A 16,630-nucleotide genomic window follows, 5' to 3' on the forward strand; every position below is an offset into this window, starting at 1 on the left:
TCAGCCCATGCGGGCGAAGGCCTCGGCCGGCATGGCCATGATCGTTTCCGCGCCAGCCTGAAGCTTGCGGCGCAGCGCGCCTGCTTCGGGGAGGTGGGATTCGGCGAAATGGCGACCGGTGAGGATTTTGGCTTCCATGAAGCCTGCATCGTCCGCACCGACATCCAGCGCTTTCGACGCAGCCACGGCAGATCGCAGCCACATCCAGCCCATCGAAACGAGGCCGAGGATCTCCATGTAGTGATAGGCCGCAGACCCCGCGTTGTTCGGGTCCGCTGGCGCATTCTGCATCAGCCACATTGAAGCAGCCTTCAACTCGCCGTTCGCCTTTTCGAGCGACCCCGCAAGCGCTGCAACTTTTTCGTTCCCGGCAGCCGCAGCGACATCCTCGTCGACCATCGCGAAGAACGACTGGACCGCACGGCCGCCGTGCATCGGCAGTTTGCGCCCGACGAGGTCCATCGCCTGCACACCGTTTGCGCCTTCGTAGATTTGCGTGATGCGGGCATCGCGGACGAACTGCTCCATGCCATTTTCGGCGATGTAGCCGTGACCGCCCCAGACCTGCTGCATGTCCTGAGCCACGCGCATGCCGATATCGGTGCCGATCGCCTTCACGATCGGGGTCAGTAGCTGGACCATGTCGTCGGCGGCCTGACGCTCCGCTTCATCGGCAGCGTGCTTTGCAATGTCACCTTGCAGCGCGACCCACAGGCCCAGAGCGCGCATACCCTCGGTCCGCGCGCGGGCATCCATGAGAAGGCGGCGCACGTCGGGATGGACGACAAGCATGTCGGCGGCCTCGGATGGCTCCTTCGGTCCCGTCAGCGCCCTGCCCTGACGACGGTCGAGCGCATAGGCCGCGCCGTTCTGATAGGCGTTCTCCGCCTGCGAAAAACCCTGGAGCCCGACCCAAAGGCGCGCGGCGTTCATCATGATGAACATGGCGGCAAGGCCTTTGTTCTCCTCACCGATCAACCAGCCGGTCGCACCGTCGTAGTTCATCACGCAAGTCGGATTGGCGTGGATACCCATCTTCTCTTCGATGGAGCCGCACGACAGCGAATTGCGCTCACCCGGATTGCCATCGGCGTCTGGGATGAACTTGGGGACGATGAACATCGAGATGCCCTTCGTGCCCTTGGGCGCATCAGGTGTGCGGGCCAGCACGAGATGGACGATGTTGTCGGCAAGCTCATGCTCGCCGCAGGAGATGAAGATCTTGGTGCCGGTAACGGAAAAGGACCCGTCGCCGTTCGGCTCTGCGCGTGTACGCAGAAGGCCAAGGTCCGTGCCGCAGTGCGGCTCGGTAAGGTTCATGGTCCCAGTCCATTCGCCGCTGACCATCTTGGGAAGATAAAGATTGCGCTGCTCTTCCGACCCGCGAAGCAAAAGCGCCTCTACGGCACCGGAAGTCAGGCCGAAGAACATCGCAAAGGGCATGTTCGCCGAGGTGAAGTATTCCTCCACCGCAAACCCCAGGATACCCGGCATCCCCTGCCCGCCATACTCGGCTGGCATCGACAGCGTCGTCCAGCCGGCCTCGCGCACCTTCGCATAAAGCTCCTTGAACCCGTCGGGCGTCGTTACCGAACCATCGTCATTGCGCGTGCAGCCCTGCCTGTCGGCGGGAAGGTTCGTCGGCGCGACCACTTCGGCGAAGAAACGGCCCGCTTCCTCGAGGATCGGCGCGATCATGTCGGCGTCGAAATCCTCGAAGCCGGGTTTTCCGGCCATCGCAGGCAGGTCGATCACGTTTTCCAGCACAAAGCGCGTGTCGCGCACGGGGGCGGTGTAGGTCGGCATCTCAGTCCTCTCGCTTGGCCGGGTCCAGGTCGCTCTTCACCTTGTCGATAAATTCGGAGAGCACGCCCATGGCCCAGTCTATGTCCTGTCTTTGACGCTCGAGCTTGGCGAGCTGTTCCCGGCAGCGTTCAAGGGTCACCTTGCGCTGCGTGGTCTGCCCGTCGTCGAGATCGTAGAGATCGAGCATCTCGCGCACTTCCTTGAGCGAGAAACCAACGCTCTTGGCACGTTCGATCCAGCGCAGACGCGCGCGGTCGCCCTCGGAATAGATCCGCTGGGTGCCGCTACGCTGCGGGAAGATCAGACCCTGCTCTTCATAAAAGCGCAAGGCGCGCGCCGTGACGTCGTATTCCGTCGAGAGTTCGGCGATGGTCCAGGTTTTTTCGTCAGGTGCGGCGGCTCGATCGGTCATGCTGCCAAGTTAGTTGACGTTTACGTTAACGTCAAGATGTGTGCTCCAGCCCCGCATCGGTCACGCGGCGATAAAAGCAGGTCGGCGCATTGGTGTGACAAGCCGGACCGGCAGCGTTCACGCGCAGGACGAGGCAATCCTGATCGCAGTCGACCAGCATCTCGACCAGTTCGAGGACGTGGCCCGATGTCTCGCCCTTCTTCCAGAGCTTGCCGCGAGAACGCGACCAGAAATGCGCAAAGCCGCTGTCGCGCGTAAGTTGCAGTGCCTCGTCGTTCATGTGCGCGACCATGAGCACCTCGCCCCCGTCGGCGGCGACGCAGACCGCGGTGATCAGCCCCTTCTCGTCGAAACGCGGCTTGAACTGGTCGGTAGTCTCGACGGTGTCGGTCGTCATGGGGCCTCGCAATATTCGGAAAGACGTAGCGTCAACTGCGCCACAAGGCGCCTGTTGCACGATAGGCACAGCGTTGCATAATTTCCATGGGGTTCGGTAACGAATCCTTCCCCGTCAGCAACCTGTCGTGCACAAGACGCTCACGGCTTGAGGGAGCCGGACCCGTCCGAAAGGACGGTAGACGTTGTCCAAGACGTCCTCTGAAGCGGTCAACGTTCAGGGATCGGTGGTACCGGGGGGTACTGCCTAATAGAGGGGCCGGATGGCAGCTCGGGATCGGCGGGATCCCTGTAGCGCTTAACCGGTCAGTCACGCGGACGCCCGAGGCCTTTCGGTCTCGGGCGTTTCGCTTTTGGGGACCGGCTGTGCGTGCAGGACCCGCGCATAGCAGGCAATCACCACGCTTTTAGAGCCAGCCTTCTTCAGCACGCGAACACAGGCATCGCTGGTCGCCCCGCTCGTCATGACATCGTCGACGAGGATGACATCCCGCCCGCGAATGCCATCGGCCTTGCGTGGATTGCACTGGATGGCACCTTTGAGCGCCTCCCGTCGTTCTTTTGGATCGAGCCCGCCGAGGCTGGGTGTCGGCTTGCTTCGGACCAGCAGGTCCGGCGAAAACTCGAGATTGAGCGACCTCGCGATCACTTTCCCGAGCATTGCCGACTGGTTGTATCCACGCTTCCAGAGCCGCCAGCGGTGCAAGGGAACCGGCACGACAATCGCGTCGCTTTGCGCCCTGTCGCCGATCCGCGCAGCGATTGTTCGGCCCATCGGTCCTGCAAGCGCGATGCGGCCGCCGTGTTTAAAATGCAGGACCATGTCGCGCGACACTTCGCCATAGATCGTCGCTGCCACGATCCCGTCATGCACCGGAGCGTCCGCAAGGCAGCGCGCACAATGCGCATCGGCTCCGAAGTGATCGGCCCCGAAGGGATGGTGGCATGTCGTGCACCAGGGTTGGCCGGGCAATTGCAGCTTGCCCCAGCATTCGGCGCAGAAAGCATCGTCGCCGCTGGGCGAACCGCCCGCGATCCCGTCCCCACAAGCCGGGCAGCGCGGCGGATAGACGAAGTCCAGAATCGGCGCAAAGGTCTGGCGAAGCGACACTTTGTCATGATTGCCGCGTGGTGCGTCTCGCTGCAACCTTGCGCGCCCGCGCCATCCACGGCACAGGTCCGCGCATGGACACCCCTCCCTCGCCGCCCGTGATCTTTTCGCCCCGGCGCCGCCTTGCCGCCCGTTCGCGCATGGCCGCGATGCGGGGACGCGGAGAGGCCGTTTCGACCGTGGCGCGCGAGATTGCGGAAGACGCCATCGACCGCCTCGGCTTCCTCAACCGCAAGTTCGACCGCGTGCTGGTGATCGGCGACGTGACCGATGCCTTTGCCGAACACTTGACGGCGCAGGGCAGCGAAGTTGCAGTTGCCGATCCTTGCGCGCAGTTCGGCTCGGTACTGGACGAGGAAAAGCCCCTTCCCGGCGGGCCATATGATCTCATCGCCTCACTCGGCCTGCTCGACACGGTGAACGACCTGCCCGGCGCGCTGGCACTGATGCGCAGGGCCCTTGCGAGCGACGGGCTAATGATCGCCAGCTTCCTTGCCGCCGGCTCGCTGCCGGTGTTGCGCAAGGCCATGCTCACCGCCGATGGAGAGCGTCCCTCCCCGCGCATTCACCCGCAAGTCGACGTACGCGCGGCGGGGCAACTCATGACCCGCCTCGGTTACGCAAGTCCGGTCGTCGATGGCTGGGGCTTCGATGTCGGTTTCGAAAGCCTCGACCAGCTCGTCAGCGACTTGCGCGCACAGGCTCTTGGCAACGTCTTGGCCGACCCGGGCCCGCCCTTGGGCAAAGCAGCGCTTAAGGTGGCCCGAAACGCATTCGCGGACGAAGCCGGTGAAGATGGCCTCGTCCGCGAACGGTTCGAAATTGTCACGCTGAGCGGGTGGAGTCCCGCCCCGCGCTTTTGATCAGGCCTTCAGCGCCGCCTGCGCCGCAGCAAGGCGGGCAATCGGCACGCGATAGGGCGATGCCGAGACGTAATCGAGCCCGACCTTTTCGTAGAACGCGATCGATGCCGGATCGCCGCCATGTTCGCCGCAGATGCCGAGCTTGATGTCGGGACGCGTCGCGCGGCCACGCTCTGCACCCAGTTCGACCAACTGGCCCACGCCCTCGATATCGAGGCTGACGAACGGATCGCGCGGGTAGATCCCCTTGTCGACGTAGGGCCCGAGGAAGCGGGCGGCATCGTCACGGCTGACGCCAAGCGTCGTCTGCGTAAGATCGTTGGTACCGAACGAGAAGAACGCGCCTTCCTCGGCGATTTCGCCAGCCATAAGTGCGGCGCGCGGTAGTTCGATCATCGTGCCGACCAGATAGTCGAGCGTGCGGCCCTTCGCCTCGAAAACCTCGGCAGCAGTCTTGTCGACCAGAGCCTTGAGGATCGCGAGCTCACGCTTGGTAGCCACCAGCGGGATCATGATTTCGGGCACCGGAGCGTCACCGCTTTCGCTTGCGACTTCGATAGCCGCTTCGAAAATGGCCTGCGCCTGCATCTCATATATCTCGGGGAACGTGATGCCGAGGCGGCAGCCACGGTGGCCGAGCATCGGGTTGAACTCGTGCAACTCGTCCGCGCGGCGCTTGAGGTGATCGATGCCATAGCCGGTAATCTCGGCCAGTTCCTCGAACTCGGCATCGCCCTGCGGCAGGAACTCGTGCAGCGGCGGATCGAGCAGGCGGATGGTGACCGGAAGGCCCGCCATCTCGGTGAAGATCGCCTTGAAGTCGCTGCGCTGTTCGGGAAGCAGCTTGGCAAGAGCGGCCTCGCGACCCTTCTTGTCTTCCGCAAGGATCATCTGGCGCACGCTGGAAATACGGCCTGCGTCGAAGAACATGTGCTCGGTCCGGCAAAGGCCGATACCCTCGGCACCGAACTGGCGCGCCATCTTGCAGTCGGCGGGAGTTTCGGCGTTGGTGCGAACCTTCATGCGGCGCTTTGCGTCAGCCCATTCCATGAGCGTCGCGAAATCGCCGACCAGTTCAGGCTCGATCGTCGGCACTGCGCCGAGCATGACTTCGCCGGTCGACCCGTCGAGGGTGAGAATGTCACCTTCCTTGATCTCGTTCGAACCGATGCGCGCGGTCTTGGTCTTGCGATCGATCGACAGCGCCGATGCGCCCGACACGCAGGGACGGCCCATGCCGCGGGCAACGACGGCCGCGTGGCTGGTCATGCCGCCGCGCGCGGTCAGGATGCCCTTGGCCGCGTGCATGCCGTGAATGTCTTCGGGCGAAGTCTCGACGCGGACGAGAATGACTTCCTCGCCCCGCTCTGCCCATGTTTCCGCCGTATCGGCGTCGAACACCGCCTTGCCCGAAGCCGCACCCGGCGATGCCGGCAGGCCAACGGTCAATACGTGGCGTTCGGCATCGGGATCGAGCGTGGGGTGCAGCAACTGGTCGAGCGCCATCGGGTCGATGCGGCCGATCGCGGTCGCTTCGTCGATGAGGCCCTCGCTCACCATATCGACCGCCATCTTGAGCGCGGCCTTGGCCGTGCGCTTGCCGGTACGGGTCTGCAGCATCCACAAGGTGCCCTGCTGCACCGTGAACTCGATGTCCTGCATATCCTTGTAGTGATTTTCGAGCAGGTCGAACACGCTCGCGAGCTGCCCGTAGGCATCGGGCATCGCCTCTTCCATCGACTCTGCCTGTGCGCCAGCGGATTCGCGGGCGGCCTTGGTCAGGTACTGCGGCGTGCGGATGCCGGCGACGACGTCCTCGCCCTGCGCGTTGATCAGGTATTCGCCGTAATAGGCGCGCTCACCCGTGGCCGGATCGCGCGTGAAGGCAACGCCGGTGGCCGAGGTGTCGCCCATGTTGCCGAAGACCATGGCTTGCACGTTGACGGCCGTGCCCCAGCCGCCCGGAATGTCGTTCAACCGGCGATAGACCTTGGCGCGGTCCGAATCCCAGCTGGCGAAAACCGCCTCGATCGCGCCCCAGAGCTGTTCGGCCGGATCCTGCGGGAACGGGTGGCCAAGCTCACGCTCGGCGATTTCCTTGTACTCGCCGACAAGCGCCTTCCAGTCCTCGGAAGTCAGTTCGATGTCGTTGTAGTAGCCCTTGTCCTCCTTGGCGATTTCGAGAGCTTCCTCGAACAGGCCATGGTCGAGCCCGAGCACGACGTCGGAGTACATCTGGATGAAGCGGCGGTAGGAGTCCCAGGCAAAGCGTTCGTCGCCCGACACGCTGGCAAGGCCCTGCACCGTTTCGTCGTTGAGGCCGAGGTTGAGGACCGTATCCATCATGCCCGGCATCGAAACGCGCGCGCCAGAGCGGACCGAGACCAGCAGCGGATCGGCGGCATCGCCGAATTTCTTGCCGACGGTCTGTTCAATATGGCCCAGCGCAGACGCGACATCGGCGCGCAGCGCATCATCGAAGTTGGCGCCTTCTGCAAGGTATTTGACGCACATTTCGGTCGTGATCGTAAAACCGGGAGGCACCGGCAGGCCGATCGAGGCCATTTCCGCCAGGTTGGCGCCCTTGCCGCCGGTGATCGTCTTGTCCTTCGCGCGCGGATCGTCCGAAACCGCGTTGCCCCCGAAGGTGTAGACATATTGCGTCATGATACCTTTGACCTCTTGTTGCGATACCTTGCAGTGCAGCAAAAACGGCACGTTCGGGTACAATTCTCCCTCAGTGGCGCCCCTGTAGTGTTACAAACGCAAAGAGTCAGCCCTCGATCCGAGAAAAGTCGGCAACTTTGTGCACTGCAGCAACAAAGTTGGCCAAAAGGGCAAGACGTGCCGAACGCTTCGCCGGATCGGCATCATTGACCGTCACGTCATCGAAAAAGGCATCGATCGGAGCGCGCAGGGTGGCCAGCGCCGCCATGGCCGCGCCGAAATCTTCCCCGGCAATCGCAGCGTTCGCGGCGGGCTCCGCCTGGGCAAGTGCATCGACAAGCGCCTGTTCGGCAGGTTCGCGATCATAGCTGACGGACTTCCCGCGCTCGGCCACGATCGAGCCGACATCCGGATCGTCGACCAGCGCCAGCGGATCTTCCTCTCCGGTGCGGGCGATGCGGTCGGTGCCTTCGTAGCCTTCCTTCTTCAGGATATTGGCCGCACGCTTGTAGCCAGCGAGAAGGTTTGAACCGTCCTCGCTGTCCATGAAGGACTGGAGCGCCTTCACACGGGCGAGCAGGCGAACGAGATCGTCCTCACCGCCGAGCGCGAAGACCGCGTCGATCAGGTCGTGGCGGACGCCTGCTTCCTTCTGCTGGACCTTCAGGCGGTCCGCGAAGAAGTCGAGCAGGTCCCCATCGGCCACTGCCATGCGGAGGTTGTTGGCCGTAACAAGGCGAATGACCGCAAGCGCCGCGCGGCGAAGGGCAAACGGGTCCTTGGAACCGGTCGGCTTTTCGTCGATTGCGAAGAAGCTGCGCAGAGTGTCCAGTTTGTCGGCCAGCGAAACCCCAACCGTCACCGGAGCAGTCGGGACATCATCCCCCTGCCCCACCGGCTTGTAGTGATCGCGGATGGCATCGGATACCGCATCGGGCAGCCCTTCGGCGCGGGCGTAGTAGCCACCCATTAGGCCCTGCAGTTCGGGGAATTCACCGACCATTTCGGTGACGAGGTCGGCCTTGCACAGCAGAGCCGCCATCTCGGTCATGTCCGCATCGGCCCCCGGCACGACGCCTTCCTCGGCCAGCCAGCGGGCCAACTTTGCCACGCGCTGAACCTTGTCGGCGACGGTGCCGAGCTTTTCGTGGAACGTGATGCGTTCAAGCTTCTTGGCGTGTTCGGCCAGCGTCGTCTTCTGGTCGACTTCCCAGAAGAAGCGCGCATCAGACAGGCGGGCGGCGAGGACCTTGCGGTTGCCGTCCACAATCACCGCCGGATCTTCGGCAGCGATGTTCGCGGTGCAGACGAACGCATTGGCCAATGCGCCGTTCGCATCGTTGCACACGAAGTATTTCTGGTTTGTGCGCGCGGTCAGCTGGATGACTTCGGGCGGCACGTCGAGATAGCTCTCGTCGAAACGGCCCAGCAGCGGCACCGGCCATTCGGTCAGGCCGGCGTTCTCGATCACCAGACCTTCGTCGGCGACAAGTTCGAGGCCCGCTGCGCTGGCAGCATCCTGCGCCTGGGCGCGGACCATGTCCTGACGTTCCTCGTGGTCGACGATGACGTGGCAGGCGCGCAGCTTCTCTGCGTAGTCGTCAGCCCCGCCAATGGTGATCTCGCCCGAATGGTGGAACCGGTGGCCGAGCGTCGCATACCCCGAGGCAACGCCGCCGACTTCACACCCGACAAGCTCTTCGCCAAGGATCGCGACGATGCCCGAAAGCGGGCGTACCCAGCGCAAGCTCTCGGTGCTGATCGAAGCTTCGCCCCAGCGCATCGACTTCGGCCACGGGAAGGCACGGACAATGGCGGGGATCGCTTCGGCCAGAACGTCCTTCACGTCGCGGCCCGGAATGTTTTTCACAGCGAAGTACGTCGCACGACCCTTAACGTCGCGGACCTCGAGCTGGTCGCGCGTCACGCCGTTCTTCTTGCAGAAGCCGTCGATGGCCTGATCGGGTGCGCCTTCGGGCGGGCCCTTGGCTTCTTCGCTTACGGCTTCGGTCTGCTGCGGCATGGCCTTCGCGATCAGCGCAAGGCGGCGCGGGGTCGACCAGACGGTGATCGCACCGTGTTCGACGCCGGCGGCCTTCATCTGTTCGCGGAACAGCCGTTCGAGATCGGCGCGAGCGCCGGCCTGCATACGGGCGGGAATTTCTTCCGAGCGGAGTTCGAGCAGGAAATCGGTCATGCGGCCCACTCCGGATAAGCGGCGGCCCACTGGTCGGAATACTTCGCCATGTAAGCCTCACACGATCCACGCGCGAGGTCGCGGACCTGCGCCATGTAGCTGGCACGTTCCTGCACCGAGATCACGCCGCGGGCCTGAAGAAGGTTGAAGATGTGGCTCGCCTCGATCGCCTGTTCATACGCGGGGATCGGCAGGCCCTTTTCAAGGCAGAGCTTGCACTCTGCCGATGCCTTGCGGAACAGGTCGAATAGCGCGTCGGTGTCGGCAACCTCGAAGTTCCACGTCGACATCTGGCGCTCGTTTTCGAGGAACACGTCACCGTAGCTCACGCCCTGCGTGTTGAACGCGAGGTCGTAGACGTTGTCGACGCCCTGAATGTACATGGCAAGGCGTTCGAGACCGTAAGTCAGCTCGCCCGCCACCGGCTTGCAGTCGAAGCCGCCCATCTGCTGGAAATAGGTGAACTGGGTGACTTCCATCCCGTCGCACCAGACTTCCCAGCCCAGACCCCACGCGCCCAGCGTCGGGCTTTCCCAGTCGTCCTCGACAAAACGGATGTCGTGCTTGAGCGGATCGATACCGATCGTGCGCAGGCTGTCGAGATACCATTCCTGGATCTGTGGCGGGCTCGGCTTCAGGATCACCTGATACTGGTAGTAGTGCTGCAGGCGGTTGGGGTTCTCGCCATAACGACCGTCGGTCGGACGGCGGCAGGGCTGCACGAAAGCGGCGTTCCACGGCTCGGGACCAAGCGCGCGCAGCGTCGTGGCCGGGTGGAACGTGCCTGCACCCATGCGCATGTCGTAGGGCTGAAGGATGAGGCAGCCTTTCGCGCTCCAGAAATCGTGGAGAGCGAGGATCATGTCCTGAAAGGATCGTGTCGGATCGCGTGTCATGCGCGGGGCAATGGCGCGTGCCAGCAAAAGCGTCAATGGCGCTTGGGTTTCAATCCCGAACGCTTGGCTTTGTTGTCAGGTGATGATGACGCAATGTCAGGTAGTGTTGACAATGTCAGCGAATCACGTCATTTAGTCATGCATACCTGACACGATGTCATGACAAGCTGACGGAGTTCACGATGTTTCCTGCCATTTCCCGCCGTAAGGCTCCGGCCTCTCCGCTAACTGCCGAGCAGACCCGCAACCGCTTCTGGTGGGGCATGGCCAGGCCCAAGGCAAAGCACCGCAAGATCATGTTCGCTGTCCTCGCGGTAGAGGCCGCATGGCTGGCTGTGATGGTCGGCTCGCGCGTCTTGAGCTGAGCGACGATGAACAATCGGTTGAGAGTGCTGCGCGCTGAAAGGCAGTGGAGCCAGGCAGAGCTTGGCGCGCGGCTCGACGTATCACGGCAGGCCGTGAACGCGATCGAGACGGGGAAGCACGATCCTTCGCTCCCGCTCGCCTTTCGCATCGCCCGCCTTTTCGACATGAAGATCGAGGACATTTTCGATGATGGCCATGACTGAAAATCCCGCCGCAGAAGGACGCTTAGGCCAGTCCACCGCGGCACGAGTAACGTTTGCTTCGCTGGCCGGTCTCGGCGCTGTTTTCTGCCTTGGCATCGTGACGGGCGTTACGGCAGGCTTTCTTGAAAAGGGCGACCTGTCGGTCCGGGCGGGGACGATCGGTGCGTTCTGCCTCGCCATTGGCCTGCTTCTTCTGTGGGTCGCATTCCGCCAGGTTCGCGCAATCTTTGCCGAGCCCATGGGCAAGAACACGCGTCGGGCCCGTATCATGATGGGCGTGTCCGTCCTTGTCGGCATCGTATTTGGCGTGTTGATGGCCCTTGGCGAAAAGGACGAAAGTCCGATCATTTCAGGCGTGGATCTTTCGCCCACTATCGCGATCATCCTGGCGATTGGTGCTCTTGTCATCGTGCCAGTGCTGACATGGGTCTGGTGGCGCGCTCTCGATGAGCACGAGGCCGGGGCCTATTCCGACGGCGCTCTCGTCGCGCTCAACTTCAACTTGTCGATCACCGCTGCATGGTGGGTGCTTGCCCGTGGCGGGATGATGGAGCCGGTCGAAGCAATGCCGGTCTTCATGCTGACCATCGTGGTGTGGTCCGCCGTCTGGCTCTGGAAGCGTTACTTCTGAGCCGTCACTTTTCGTTCATTCAAGCCGTACATATATTCACTTCAAGCAAAAGAGGGTTGCCATGAAATTGAAGTCCATGTTCCGCAAGCTTGCGCCGTTTGCTGCGCTGCTTGGCCTGGGTTCGCCTGCTTATGCCGAGGAATCCGTCCTCGACCGGTCCGATGCCGATCCCGCGCTTTGGGTCCTGTCGGATGATGACACCACGATCTACCTGTTCGGCACGATGCATGCGCTGAAGACAGACCTGGTCTGGTTCGACGATGCCGTTGCCGACGCTTTCGGTAAGTCTGACGAACTGGTTCTGGAAATGATCCCGCCGCCGCCCGAGGAAATGGCCGGCTTCGTCCAGACCGCCGCCATTGCCAAGCCGGGTAGCGGTCTCTCGACCGTCCTGACCGAAGACCAGTACGCCCGCTTTGCCGCTGCGGCCGCTTCGATCGGTCTTCCGCCTCAGGCGCTCGAACCGATGAAGCCGTGGTTCGCCGGCGTCACGCTTGCCACTGCGCCGCTGCAGCAGCTTGGCTATTCTGCCGAGGCGGGTGCCGAGCAGGTACTCCAGACCGCCGCTGCCGAGCGTTCGATGCAGATGGTCGGGCTTGAGACTTTCGAGCAGCAGATGGGTTTCTTCACCGGCCTCAGCCAGGAAGACCAGATCGCGTTCCTGATGTCTGGTGTCGATGACATGGGCGAGATGAAGGAAACCTTCGAGAACATGGAAACCGCATGGGCCATGGGTGACACGAAGGCGACTGCCGACCTTCTGAACGAAGGCATGGAAGACACGCCCAAGCTTCACGAAGTCCTGCTCAAGAACCGCAACGCTGCGTGGGCCGAATGGATCGGCACTCGCATGGAAAGCCCGGGCACCGTCTTCATCGCGGTTGGCGCAGGCCACCTTGCAGGCGACGACAGTGTCCAGTCGATGCTGGCTGCAAAGGGCTTCACCGCGACCCGTATCGAGTACTAAGTAAGACCCGTGCCGACCCGCCTATTCGCCTTTCTCCTTGCTCCGCTCGTCCTGCTGCTTGCAGGGTGCGGGAGCACGGCGGAACCGGCGCTGTGGCGGGTCGATGCGGCTGATGCGCCGGATGGCGCCGAGCCTGCGGGCTGGCTATTCGGCACGATCCACGCCCTGCCCCGCTCCACAAAATGGCACGGCGGCGAACTGGATCAGGCGCTTGAGCAAGCCGGCGTCCTGATGGTCGAGATCGAGAACCTCGACACCGCCGAATCCCAGCGCATCTTCCAGCAGCTCGCCATCGACCCCGCCCTTCCCCCGCTGTCGGAGCGGGTTTCGCCCGTCTACCGGGACGAACTGGCCGAGGTCCTCGACGATGCAGGCGCGTCGGAAGAAAGCTTCCACTATGTCGAGACATGGGCCGCCGCCCTCACCCTGTCCTCGATGATCCAGCAGCGCAGCACGCTCGATCCCGAATACGGTGTCGACAAGACGCTGATCGCCGAATGGGACAAGCCGATCGTCGGCTTCGAAACCACCGAAGAACAGCTTCGCATCTTCGACCAGTTAAGCGGGGACGAGCAGCAGGACCTTCTCGAAAGCTTCGTCGATCAGGCCGACACGATCGGTCCGCACGACTTGTCCGATGCCTGGGCCTCTGGCGATGCCGACCGGTTGGCGGGCCTGATGGACATGGGCTTCGATGCTTCGCCCCAGCTTCGTGCCGCTCTTCTCTCCCGCCGCAATTCGCGCTGGATCGGGCGGATCGTGGGTCAGCTTCAGGATGGCAAGAAGCCCTTCGTTGCCGTAGGGGCTGGCCATATCGGCGGCGATGACGGCCTTATCACCCTGCTGGAACAGCGCGGCTGGAAGGTCACGCGGGTCCAGTAACCGCCTTCGCACTTGCTTTTGCACGCGATTGCGTCTAGCCGCGCGCCTTCGCTTGCCCTGTCGGTCATCCCTGGAGGCGCTGGGCAGCGTTACTTGTATCAACCAGTTTCGAAGGTCAGAAATCATGAGCGATCAGCTTACCCTGACGGCCGAGGCGCGCGAGCGGGCAGGCAAGGGAGCCTCCCGTGCACTGCGCCGTGAAGGTCGCGTCCCCGCAGTCATCTACGGCGGCAAGGAAGAACCGCAGACGATCCACGTCGAAGAACGTGCTCTCGTCAAGCTGCTGAACACCGGCCACTTCTCCAACTCGATCATCATGATCGACATGGGCGGCAAGCCGGTTCAGACCCTGCCGAAGGACGTCGCGTTCCACCCGGTTACGGACCGTCCGACCCACGTCGACTTCCTCCGCCTTGCCAAGGGCGCCAAGGTCGACGTCGCGGTTCCGGTCACCTTCGTCAACGAAGAAGCCGCTCCGGGCCTCAAGAAGGGTGGCGTTCTGAACGTCGTCCGTCACGAGCTGGAGCTGGTCTGCGAAGCGGACAAGATCCCGGCCGAGATCGAAATCGACGTCACCGGCAAGGAAGTCGGCGATTCGATCCACATCAGCGAAGTCGCTCTGCCCAAGGGCAGCGAGAGCGCGATCACCGATCGTGACTTCACCATCGCGACGCTGGTCGCTCCGTCGGCTCTGAAGAAGGCCGAAGGCGCTGCTGCAGCCGAAGGCGAAGAAGCCGAGGCGGACGAAGTCCCCGCGACCGAGCAGAACGGCGAAGACGACTAATCGTCCCTTCGCCCTGCTATCGCAGGCTGAAAGAATTACGCCGGTCCCTTTGCGGGGGCCGGCGTTTTCTTTTGGCCCGTTTGCTTTTTGCCCCGTTTCCTTTCTGCTGCCCTTTGGCTAGGGCGCGGCCATGCAGCTTTGGGTAGGCCTTGGTAATCCCGGCGCGAAATATGCGCTGAACCGTCACAACATCGGTTTCATGGCGCTCGACACCATTGCCGAGGTCCATGGCTTTGGTCCTGTCCAAAAGAAGTTTTCCGGCTGGCTTCAGGAAGGCCGTATCGGCACGCAGAAAATCCTGCTGCTGAAGCCCGGCACGTTCATGAACGAAAGCGGCCGAGCGGTGAGTGAGGCAATGCGCTTCTACAAGCTCGACGTGGACGCGCTCACCGTCTTTCACGATGAACTCGATCTCGCGCCGTTCAAGGTGAAGGTCCGCATGGGCGGCGGGCTTGCGGGGCACAATGGCCTGCGGTCGATCAACCAGCATCTTGGCCCCGATTTTCGCCGCGTGCGGATCGGCATCGGCCATCCGGGCAGCAAGGACCGCGTGACCGGCCACGTGCTCGGCAACTACGCCAAGGCGGAGATGGACGATCTTGTCGCCATGCTCGGCGCAATGGCGGCGGAGGCGGAATGGCTTGCCAAGGGTGACGACGTTCGCTTCATGAACGACGTGGCGCTGCGGCTTCAGGGCTGAACCGACCCAATTGCCGCGGGTGACAAAGGTGACACCCTGTCACCCGTCTCCAACAAGCTAAAAGCCGCACATTCATGCGCCTTTTCCCTCAAGCGAACAGGGTGACAGTTGCAGGTAGAGCTGTGGTTCGACGACGATGCGAAAGAGCGTTTTCGGACCTTTGGCACTGTCCTGCGACTGTAGGACACCCTTTCCTTGCAACCCGATCGCGGCTTCGCGCGTTGGCTGGGTGCGATGAAGACGAAGATCCGTTCCAACTGGTCGCATGCGATCCTCGTGTGCCGGAAATGCAGCAAGAAGAACGCCAAGCGCGGTGCCAGTTTCGGCCCCAAGGGCAAGCCGCTCGCCAAGGCCTTGAAGAAGGAACTCGGCGCGAAGAAGGGGCGCAAGTCAGGTGTCGGCGTGGTCGAGGTGTCGTGCCTTGGTGTCTGCCCTGCGCGGGGCGTAGTCGTTGTCGACAGCCGCTCGCCCGGTCACTGGCAGATCGTCCTGTCCGATGCCGATATCGGCGATCTGGCGCGGCAACTGGCCGGCACTTCGGAATAGGGTAAGGGGCGCAACTCCCCCCTAGCCTTTCCGCGCCCTTGCCTCTATCGCGCGGCCAAACATTTTTACGGAGCATTCCATGGGTTTTCGTTGCGGCATCGTGGGCCTTCCCAATGTCGGCAAATCGACGCTGTTCAACGCGCTGACCGAAACGCAGGCGGCGCAGGCGGCGAACTATCCGTTCTGCACGATCGAACCGAACGTCGGACAGGTCGGCGTTCCCGACGCGCGTCTCGAAGAAATCGCGAAGATCGCCGGCAGCGCCAAGATCATCCCGACGCAGCTGGCGTTCGTGGACATCGCAGGCCTGGTGAAAGGCGCGTCGAAGGGCGAAGGCCTTGGCAACCAGTTCCTTGGCAACATCCGCGAAGTCGACGCCATCGTCCACGTCCTGCGCTGTTTCGAGGATGACGACATCCAGCATGTCGCCAACAAGGTCGATCCGCTGGCCGATGCCGAAGTGGTCGAAACCGAACTGCTGATGGCCGATCTCGAAAGCCTCGAAAAGCGCGTCCCCGCCGCGGCCAAGCGCGCGACGACGGGTGACAAGGAATCGAAGATCATCGCCTCCGTTCTGGGACAGGCGCTGGAACTTCTCCGCGAAGGCAAGCCCGCGCGCCTCACCGAACCGCAGGACGACGAGGAAGCCCGCGTTTTCGCACAGGCCCAGCTGCTGACGGCAAAGCCGGTGCTCTACGTGTGCAACGTCGCCGAGGAAGACGCAGCCGACGGCAACGAGCTTTCGGCAAAGGTCTTCGAAAAGGCCGCAGCCGAAGGCGCGCAGGCTGTCGTCGTCTCCGCCGCGATCGAGAGCGAGATCGTCGCGATGGAGCCGGAAGACCGCAAGGAATTCCTCGCCGAAATGGGCCTTGAGGAATCGGGCCTCGCCCGCGTTATTCGCGCAGGATACGAACTGCTCGGTCTAAAGACGTTCTTCACCGCCGGCCCCAAGGAAGCCCGCGCCTGGACCTTCCCCGATGGCGCGAAGGCGCCTCAGGCCGCTGGCGAGATTCACACCGACTTCGAACGCGGCTTCATCCGCGCAGAAACGATCGCTTACGACGACTACATCGCGCTCGGCGGCGAAAGCGGTGCACGCGAAGGCGGCAAGCTGCGTCAGGAAGGCAAGGACTATGTCGTCAAGGACGGCGACATCATGATGTTCAAGTTCAACGTCTGAATTTGGATTAGCCCCAAGGCATT

Annotated in this window: 17 protein-coding genes; 10 read left to right on the plus strand and 7 right to left on the minus strand. The window is 62.8% G+C overall.

All coding sequences use genetic code 11. From position 1 onward, the window contains the following. The 4 genes from KIH45_RS03705 to KIH45_RS03720 all read right to left on the minus strand — a co-directional run bounded on the left by KIH45_RS03705 (position 1) and on the right by KIH45_RS03720 (position 3,725). Positions 1-1,806, minus strand: coding sequence for an acyl-CoA dehydrogenase C-terminal domain-containing protein (locus KIH45_RS03705; RefSeq protein ID WP_213174601.1), 1,806 nt, complete (start codon positions 1,804-1,806; stop codon positions 1-3). A gap of 1 nt (position 1,807) precedes the next feature. Then, positions 1,808-2,218, minus strand: a complete 411-nt coding sequence (locus KIH45_RS03710) for a MerR family transcriptional regulator (RefSeq protein ID WP_213174602.1) — start codon at positions 2,216-2,218, stop codon at positions 1,808-1,810. Between the two features lie 31 nt (positions 2,219-2,249). Then, entirely contained in the window at positions 2,250-2,615 is a 366-nt protein-coding gene (gene hisI / locus KIH45_RS03715; RefSeq protein ID WP_213174603.1) for a phosphoribosyl-AMP cyclohydrolase, read from the minus strand. Between the two features lie 309 nt (positions 2,616-2,924). Next, on the minus strand, positions 2,925-3,725 hold the full coding sequence (locus KIH45_RS03720; protein WP_213174604.1) for a ComF family protein: 801 nt from the start codon (positions 3,723-3,725) through the stop codon (positions 2,925-2,927). Positions 3,726-3,799: 74 nt separating this feature from the next. Here KIH45_RS03720 and KIH45_RS03725 point away from each other — a divergent pair, with 74 nt between their 5' ends. Beyond that, positions 3,800-4,588, plus strand: a complete 789-nt coding sequence (locus KIH45_RS03725; RefSeq protein WP_213174605.1) for a methyltransferase domain-containing protein — start codon at positions 3,800-3,802, stop codon at positions 4,586-4,588. Here KIH45_RS03725 and ppdK read toward each other — a convergent pair whose 3' ends face one another. From ppdK to KIH45_RS03740, 3 genes are all read right to left on the minus strand, one after another. Continuing rightward, positions 4,589-7,255, minus strand: a complete 2,667-nt coding sequence (gene ppdK, locus KIH45_RS03730) for a pyruvate, phosphate dikinase (RefSeq protein ID WP_213174606.1) — start codon at positions 7,253-7,255, stop codon at positions 4,589-4,591. A 106-nt stretch (positions 7,256-7,361) separates the two neighbouring features. Beyond that, the gene (gene glyS, locus KIH45_RS03735) at positions 7,362-9,452 is read right to left on the minus strand and encodes a glycine--tRNA ligase subunit beta (protein WP_213174607.1); all 2,091 of its coding nucleotides are present in this window, start codon (positions 9,450-9,452) and stop codon (positions 7,362-7,364) included. Next, entirely contained in the window at positions 9,449-10,348 is a 900-nt protein-coding gene (locus KIH45_RS03740; protein WP_066761638.1) for a glycine--tRNA ligase subunit alpha, read from the minus strand. The genes glyS and KIH45_RS03740 overlap by 4 nt, the downstream gene beginning before the upstream one ends. A 182-nt stretch (positions 10,349-10,530) precedes the next feature. Here KIH45_RS03740 and KIH45_RS03745 point away from each other — a divergent pair, with 182 nt between their 5' ends. The 9 genes from KIH45_RS03745 to ychF all read left to right on the plus strand — a co-directional run bounded on the left by KIH45_RS03745 (position 10,531) and on the right by ychF (position 16,607). Next, positions 10,531-10,713 (plus strand): hypothetical protein, encoded by a 183-nt coding sequence (locus KIH45_RS03745; protein WP_213174608.1) that lies wholly within the window; start codon positions 10,531-10,533, stop codon positions 10,711-10,713. 6 nt (positions 10,714-10,719) lie between these two features. Then, positions 10,720-10,917 (plus strand): helix-turn-helix transcriptional regulator, encoded by a 198-nt coding sequence (locus KIH45_RS03750; protein WP_066761642.1) that lies wholly within the window; start codon positions 10,720-10,722, stop codon positions 10,915-10,917. Next, positions 10,901-11,548, plus strand: a complete 648-nt coding sequence (locus KIH45_RS03755; RefSeq protein WP_213174609.1) for a hypothetical protein — start codon at positions 10,901-10,903, stop codon at positions 11,546-11,548. The genes KIH45_RS03750 and KIH45_RS03755 overlap by 17 nt, the downstream gene beginning before the upstream one ends. A gap of 61 nt (positions 11,549-11,609) precedes the next feature. Continuing rightward, on the plus strand, positions 11,610-12,515 hold the full coding sequence (locus KIH45_RS03760) for a TraB/GumN family protein (protein WP_225899607.1): 906 nt from the start codon (positions 11,610-11,612) through the stop codon (positions 12,513-12,515). Between the two features lie 9 nt (positions 12,516-12,524). Continuing rightward, on the plus strand, positions 12,525-13,397 hold the full coding sequence (locus KIH45_RS03765) for a TraB/GumN family protein (protein WP_213174610.1): 873 nt from the start codon (positions 12,525-12,527) through the stop codon (positions 13,395-13,397). A 124-nt stretch (positions 13,398-13,521) separates the two neighbouring features. Continuing rightward, positions 13,522-14,181: a 50S ribosomal protein L25/general stress protein Ctc gene (locus KIH45_RS03770; protein WP_213174611.1), complete on the plus strand. Its 660-nt coding sequence runs from the start codon at positions 13,522-13,524 to the stop codon at positions 14,179-14,181. A 130-nt stretch (positions 14,182-14,311) separates the two neighbouring features. Continuing rightward, the gene (pth, locus tag KIH45_RS03775; protein ID WP_213174612.1) at positions 14,312-14,881 is read left to right on the plus strand and encodes an aminoacyl-tRNA hydrolase; all 570 of its coding nucleotides are present in this window, start codon (positions 14,312-14,314) and stop codon (positions 14,879-14,881) included. Positions 14,882-15,115: 234 nt separating this feature from the next. Continuing rightward, positions 15,116-15,427, plus strand: coding sequence for a (2Fe-2S) ferredoxin domain-containing protein (locus KIH45_RS03780; RefSeq protein WP_213174613.1), 312 nt, complete (start codon positions 15,116-15,118; stop codon positions 15,425-15,427). 79 nt (positions 15,428-15,506) lie between these two features. Then, positions 15,507-16,607, plus strand: coding sequence for a redox-regulated ATPase YchF (gene ychF, locus KIH45_RS03785; RefSeq protein WP_213174614.1), 1,101 nt, complete (start codon positions 15,507-15,509; stop codon positions 16,605-16,607). Positions 16,608-16,630 lie beyond the last annotated feature (23 nt).

Origin of the sequence: Croceicoccus gelatinilyticus (assembly GCF_018398395.1) — a bacterium.
GTDB lineage: Bacteria > Pseudomonadota > Alphaproteobacteria > Sphingomonadales > Sphingomonadaceae > Croceicoccus > Croceicoccus gelatinilyticus.

Coding starts and splice junctions, on each gene's coding strand:
- KIH45_RS03705 (WP_213174601.1), bottom strand. CDS start 1,806: ATGCCGACCTACACCGCCCCCGTGCGCGACACGCGCTTTGTGCTGGAA.
- KIH45_RS03710 (WP_213174602.1), bottom strand. CDS start 2,218: ATGACCGATCGAGCCGCCGCACCTGACGAAAAAACCTGGACCATCGCC.
- hisI (WP_213174603.1), bottom strand. CDS start 2,615: ATGACGACCGACACCGTCGAGACTACCGACCAGTTCAAGCCGCGTTTC.
- KIH45_RS03725 (WP_213174605.1), top strand. CDS start 3,800: ATGGACACCCCTCCCTCGCCGCCCGTGATCTTTTCGCCCCGGCGCCGC.
- ppdK (WP_213174606.1), bottom strand. CDS start 7,255: ATGACGCAATATGTCTACACCTTCGGGGGCAACGCGGTTTCGGACGAT.
- glyS (WP_213174607.1), bottom strand. CDS start 9,452: ATGACCGATTTCCTGCTCGAACTCCGCTCGGAAGAAATTCCCGCCCGT.
- KIH45_RS03740 (WP_066761638.1), bottom strand. CDS start 10,348: ATGACACGCGATCCGACACGATCCTTTCAGGACATGATCCTCGCTCTC.
- KIH45_RS03745 (WP_213174608.1), top strand. CDS start 10,531: ATGTTTCCTGCCATTTCCCGCCGTAAGGCTCCGGCCTCTCCGCTAACT.
- KIH45_RS03750 (WP_066761642.1), top strand. CDS start 10,720: ATGAACAATCGGTTGAGAGTGCTGCGCGCTGAAAGGCAGTGGAGCCAG.
- KIH45_RS03755 (WP_213174609.1), top strand. CDS start 10,901: ATGATGGCCATGACTGAAAATCCCGCCGCAGAAGGACGCTTAGGCCAG.
- KIH45_RS03760 (WP_225899607.1), top strand. CDS start 11,610: ATGAAATTGAAGTCCATGTTCCGCAAGCTTGCGCCGTTTGCTGCGCTG.
- KIH45_RS03770 (WP_213174611.1), top strand. CDS start 13,522: ATGAGCGATCAGCTTACCCTGACGGCCGAGGCGCGCGAGCGGGCAGGC.
- pth (WP_213174612.1), top strand. CDS start 14,312: ATGCAGCTTTGGGTAGGCCTTGGTAATCCCGGCGCGAAATATGCGCTG.
- KIH45_RS03780 (WP_213174613.1), top strand. CDS start 15,116: ATGAAGACGAAGATCCGTTCCAACTGGTCGCATGCGATCCTCGTGTGC.
- ychF (WP_213174614.1), top strand. CDS start 15,507: ATGGGTTTTCGTTGCGGCATCGTGGGCCTTCCCAATGTCGGCAAATCG.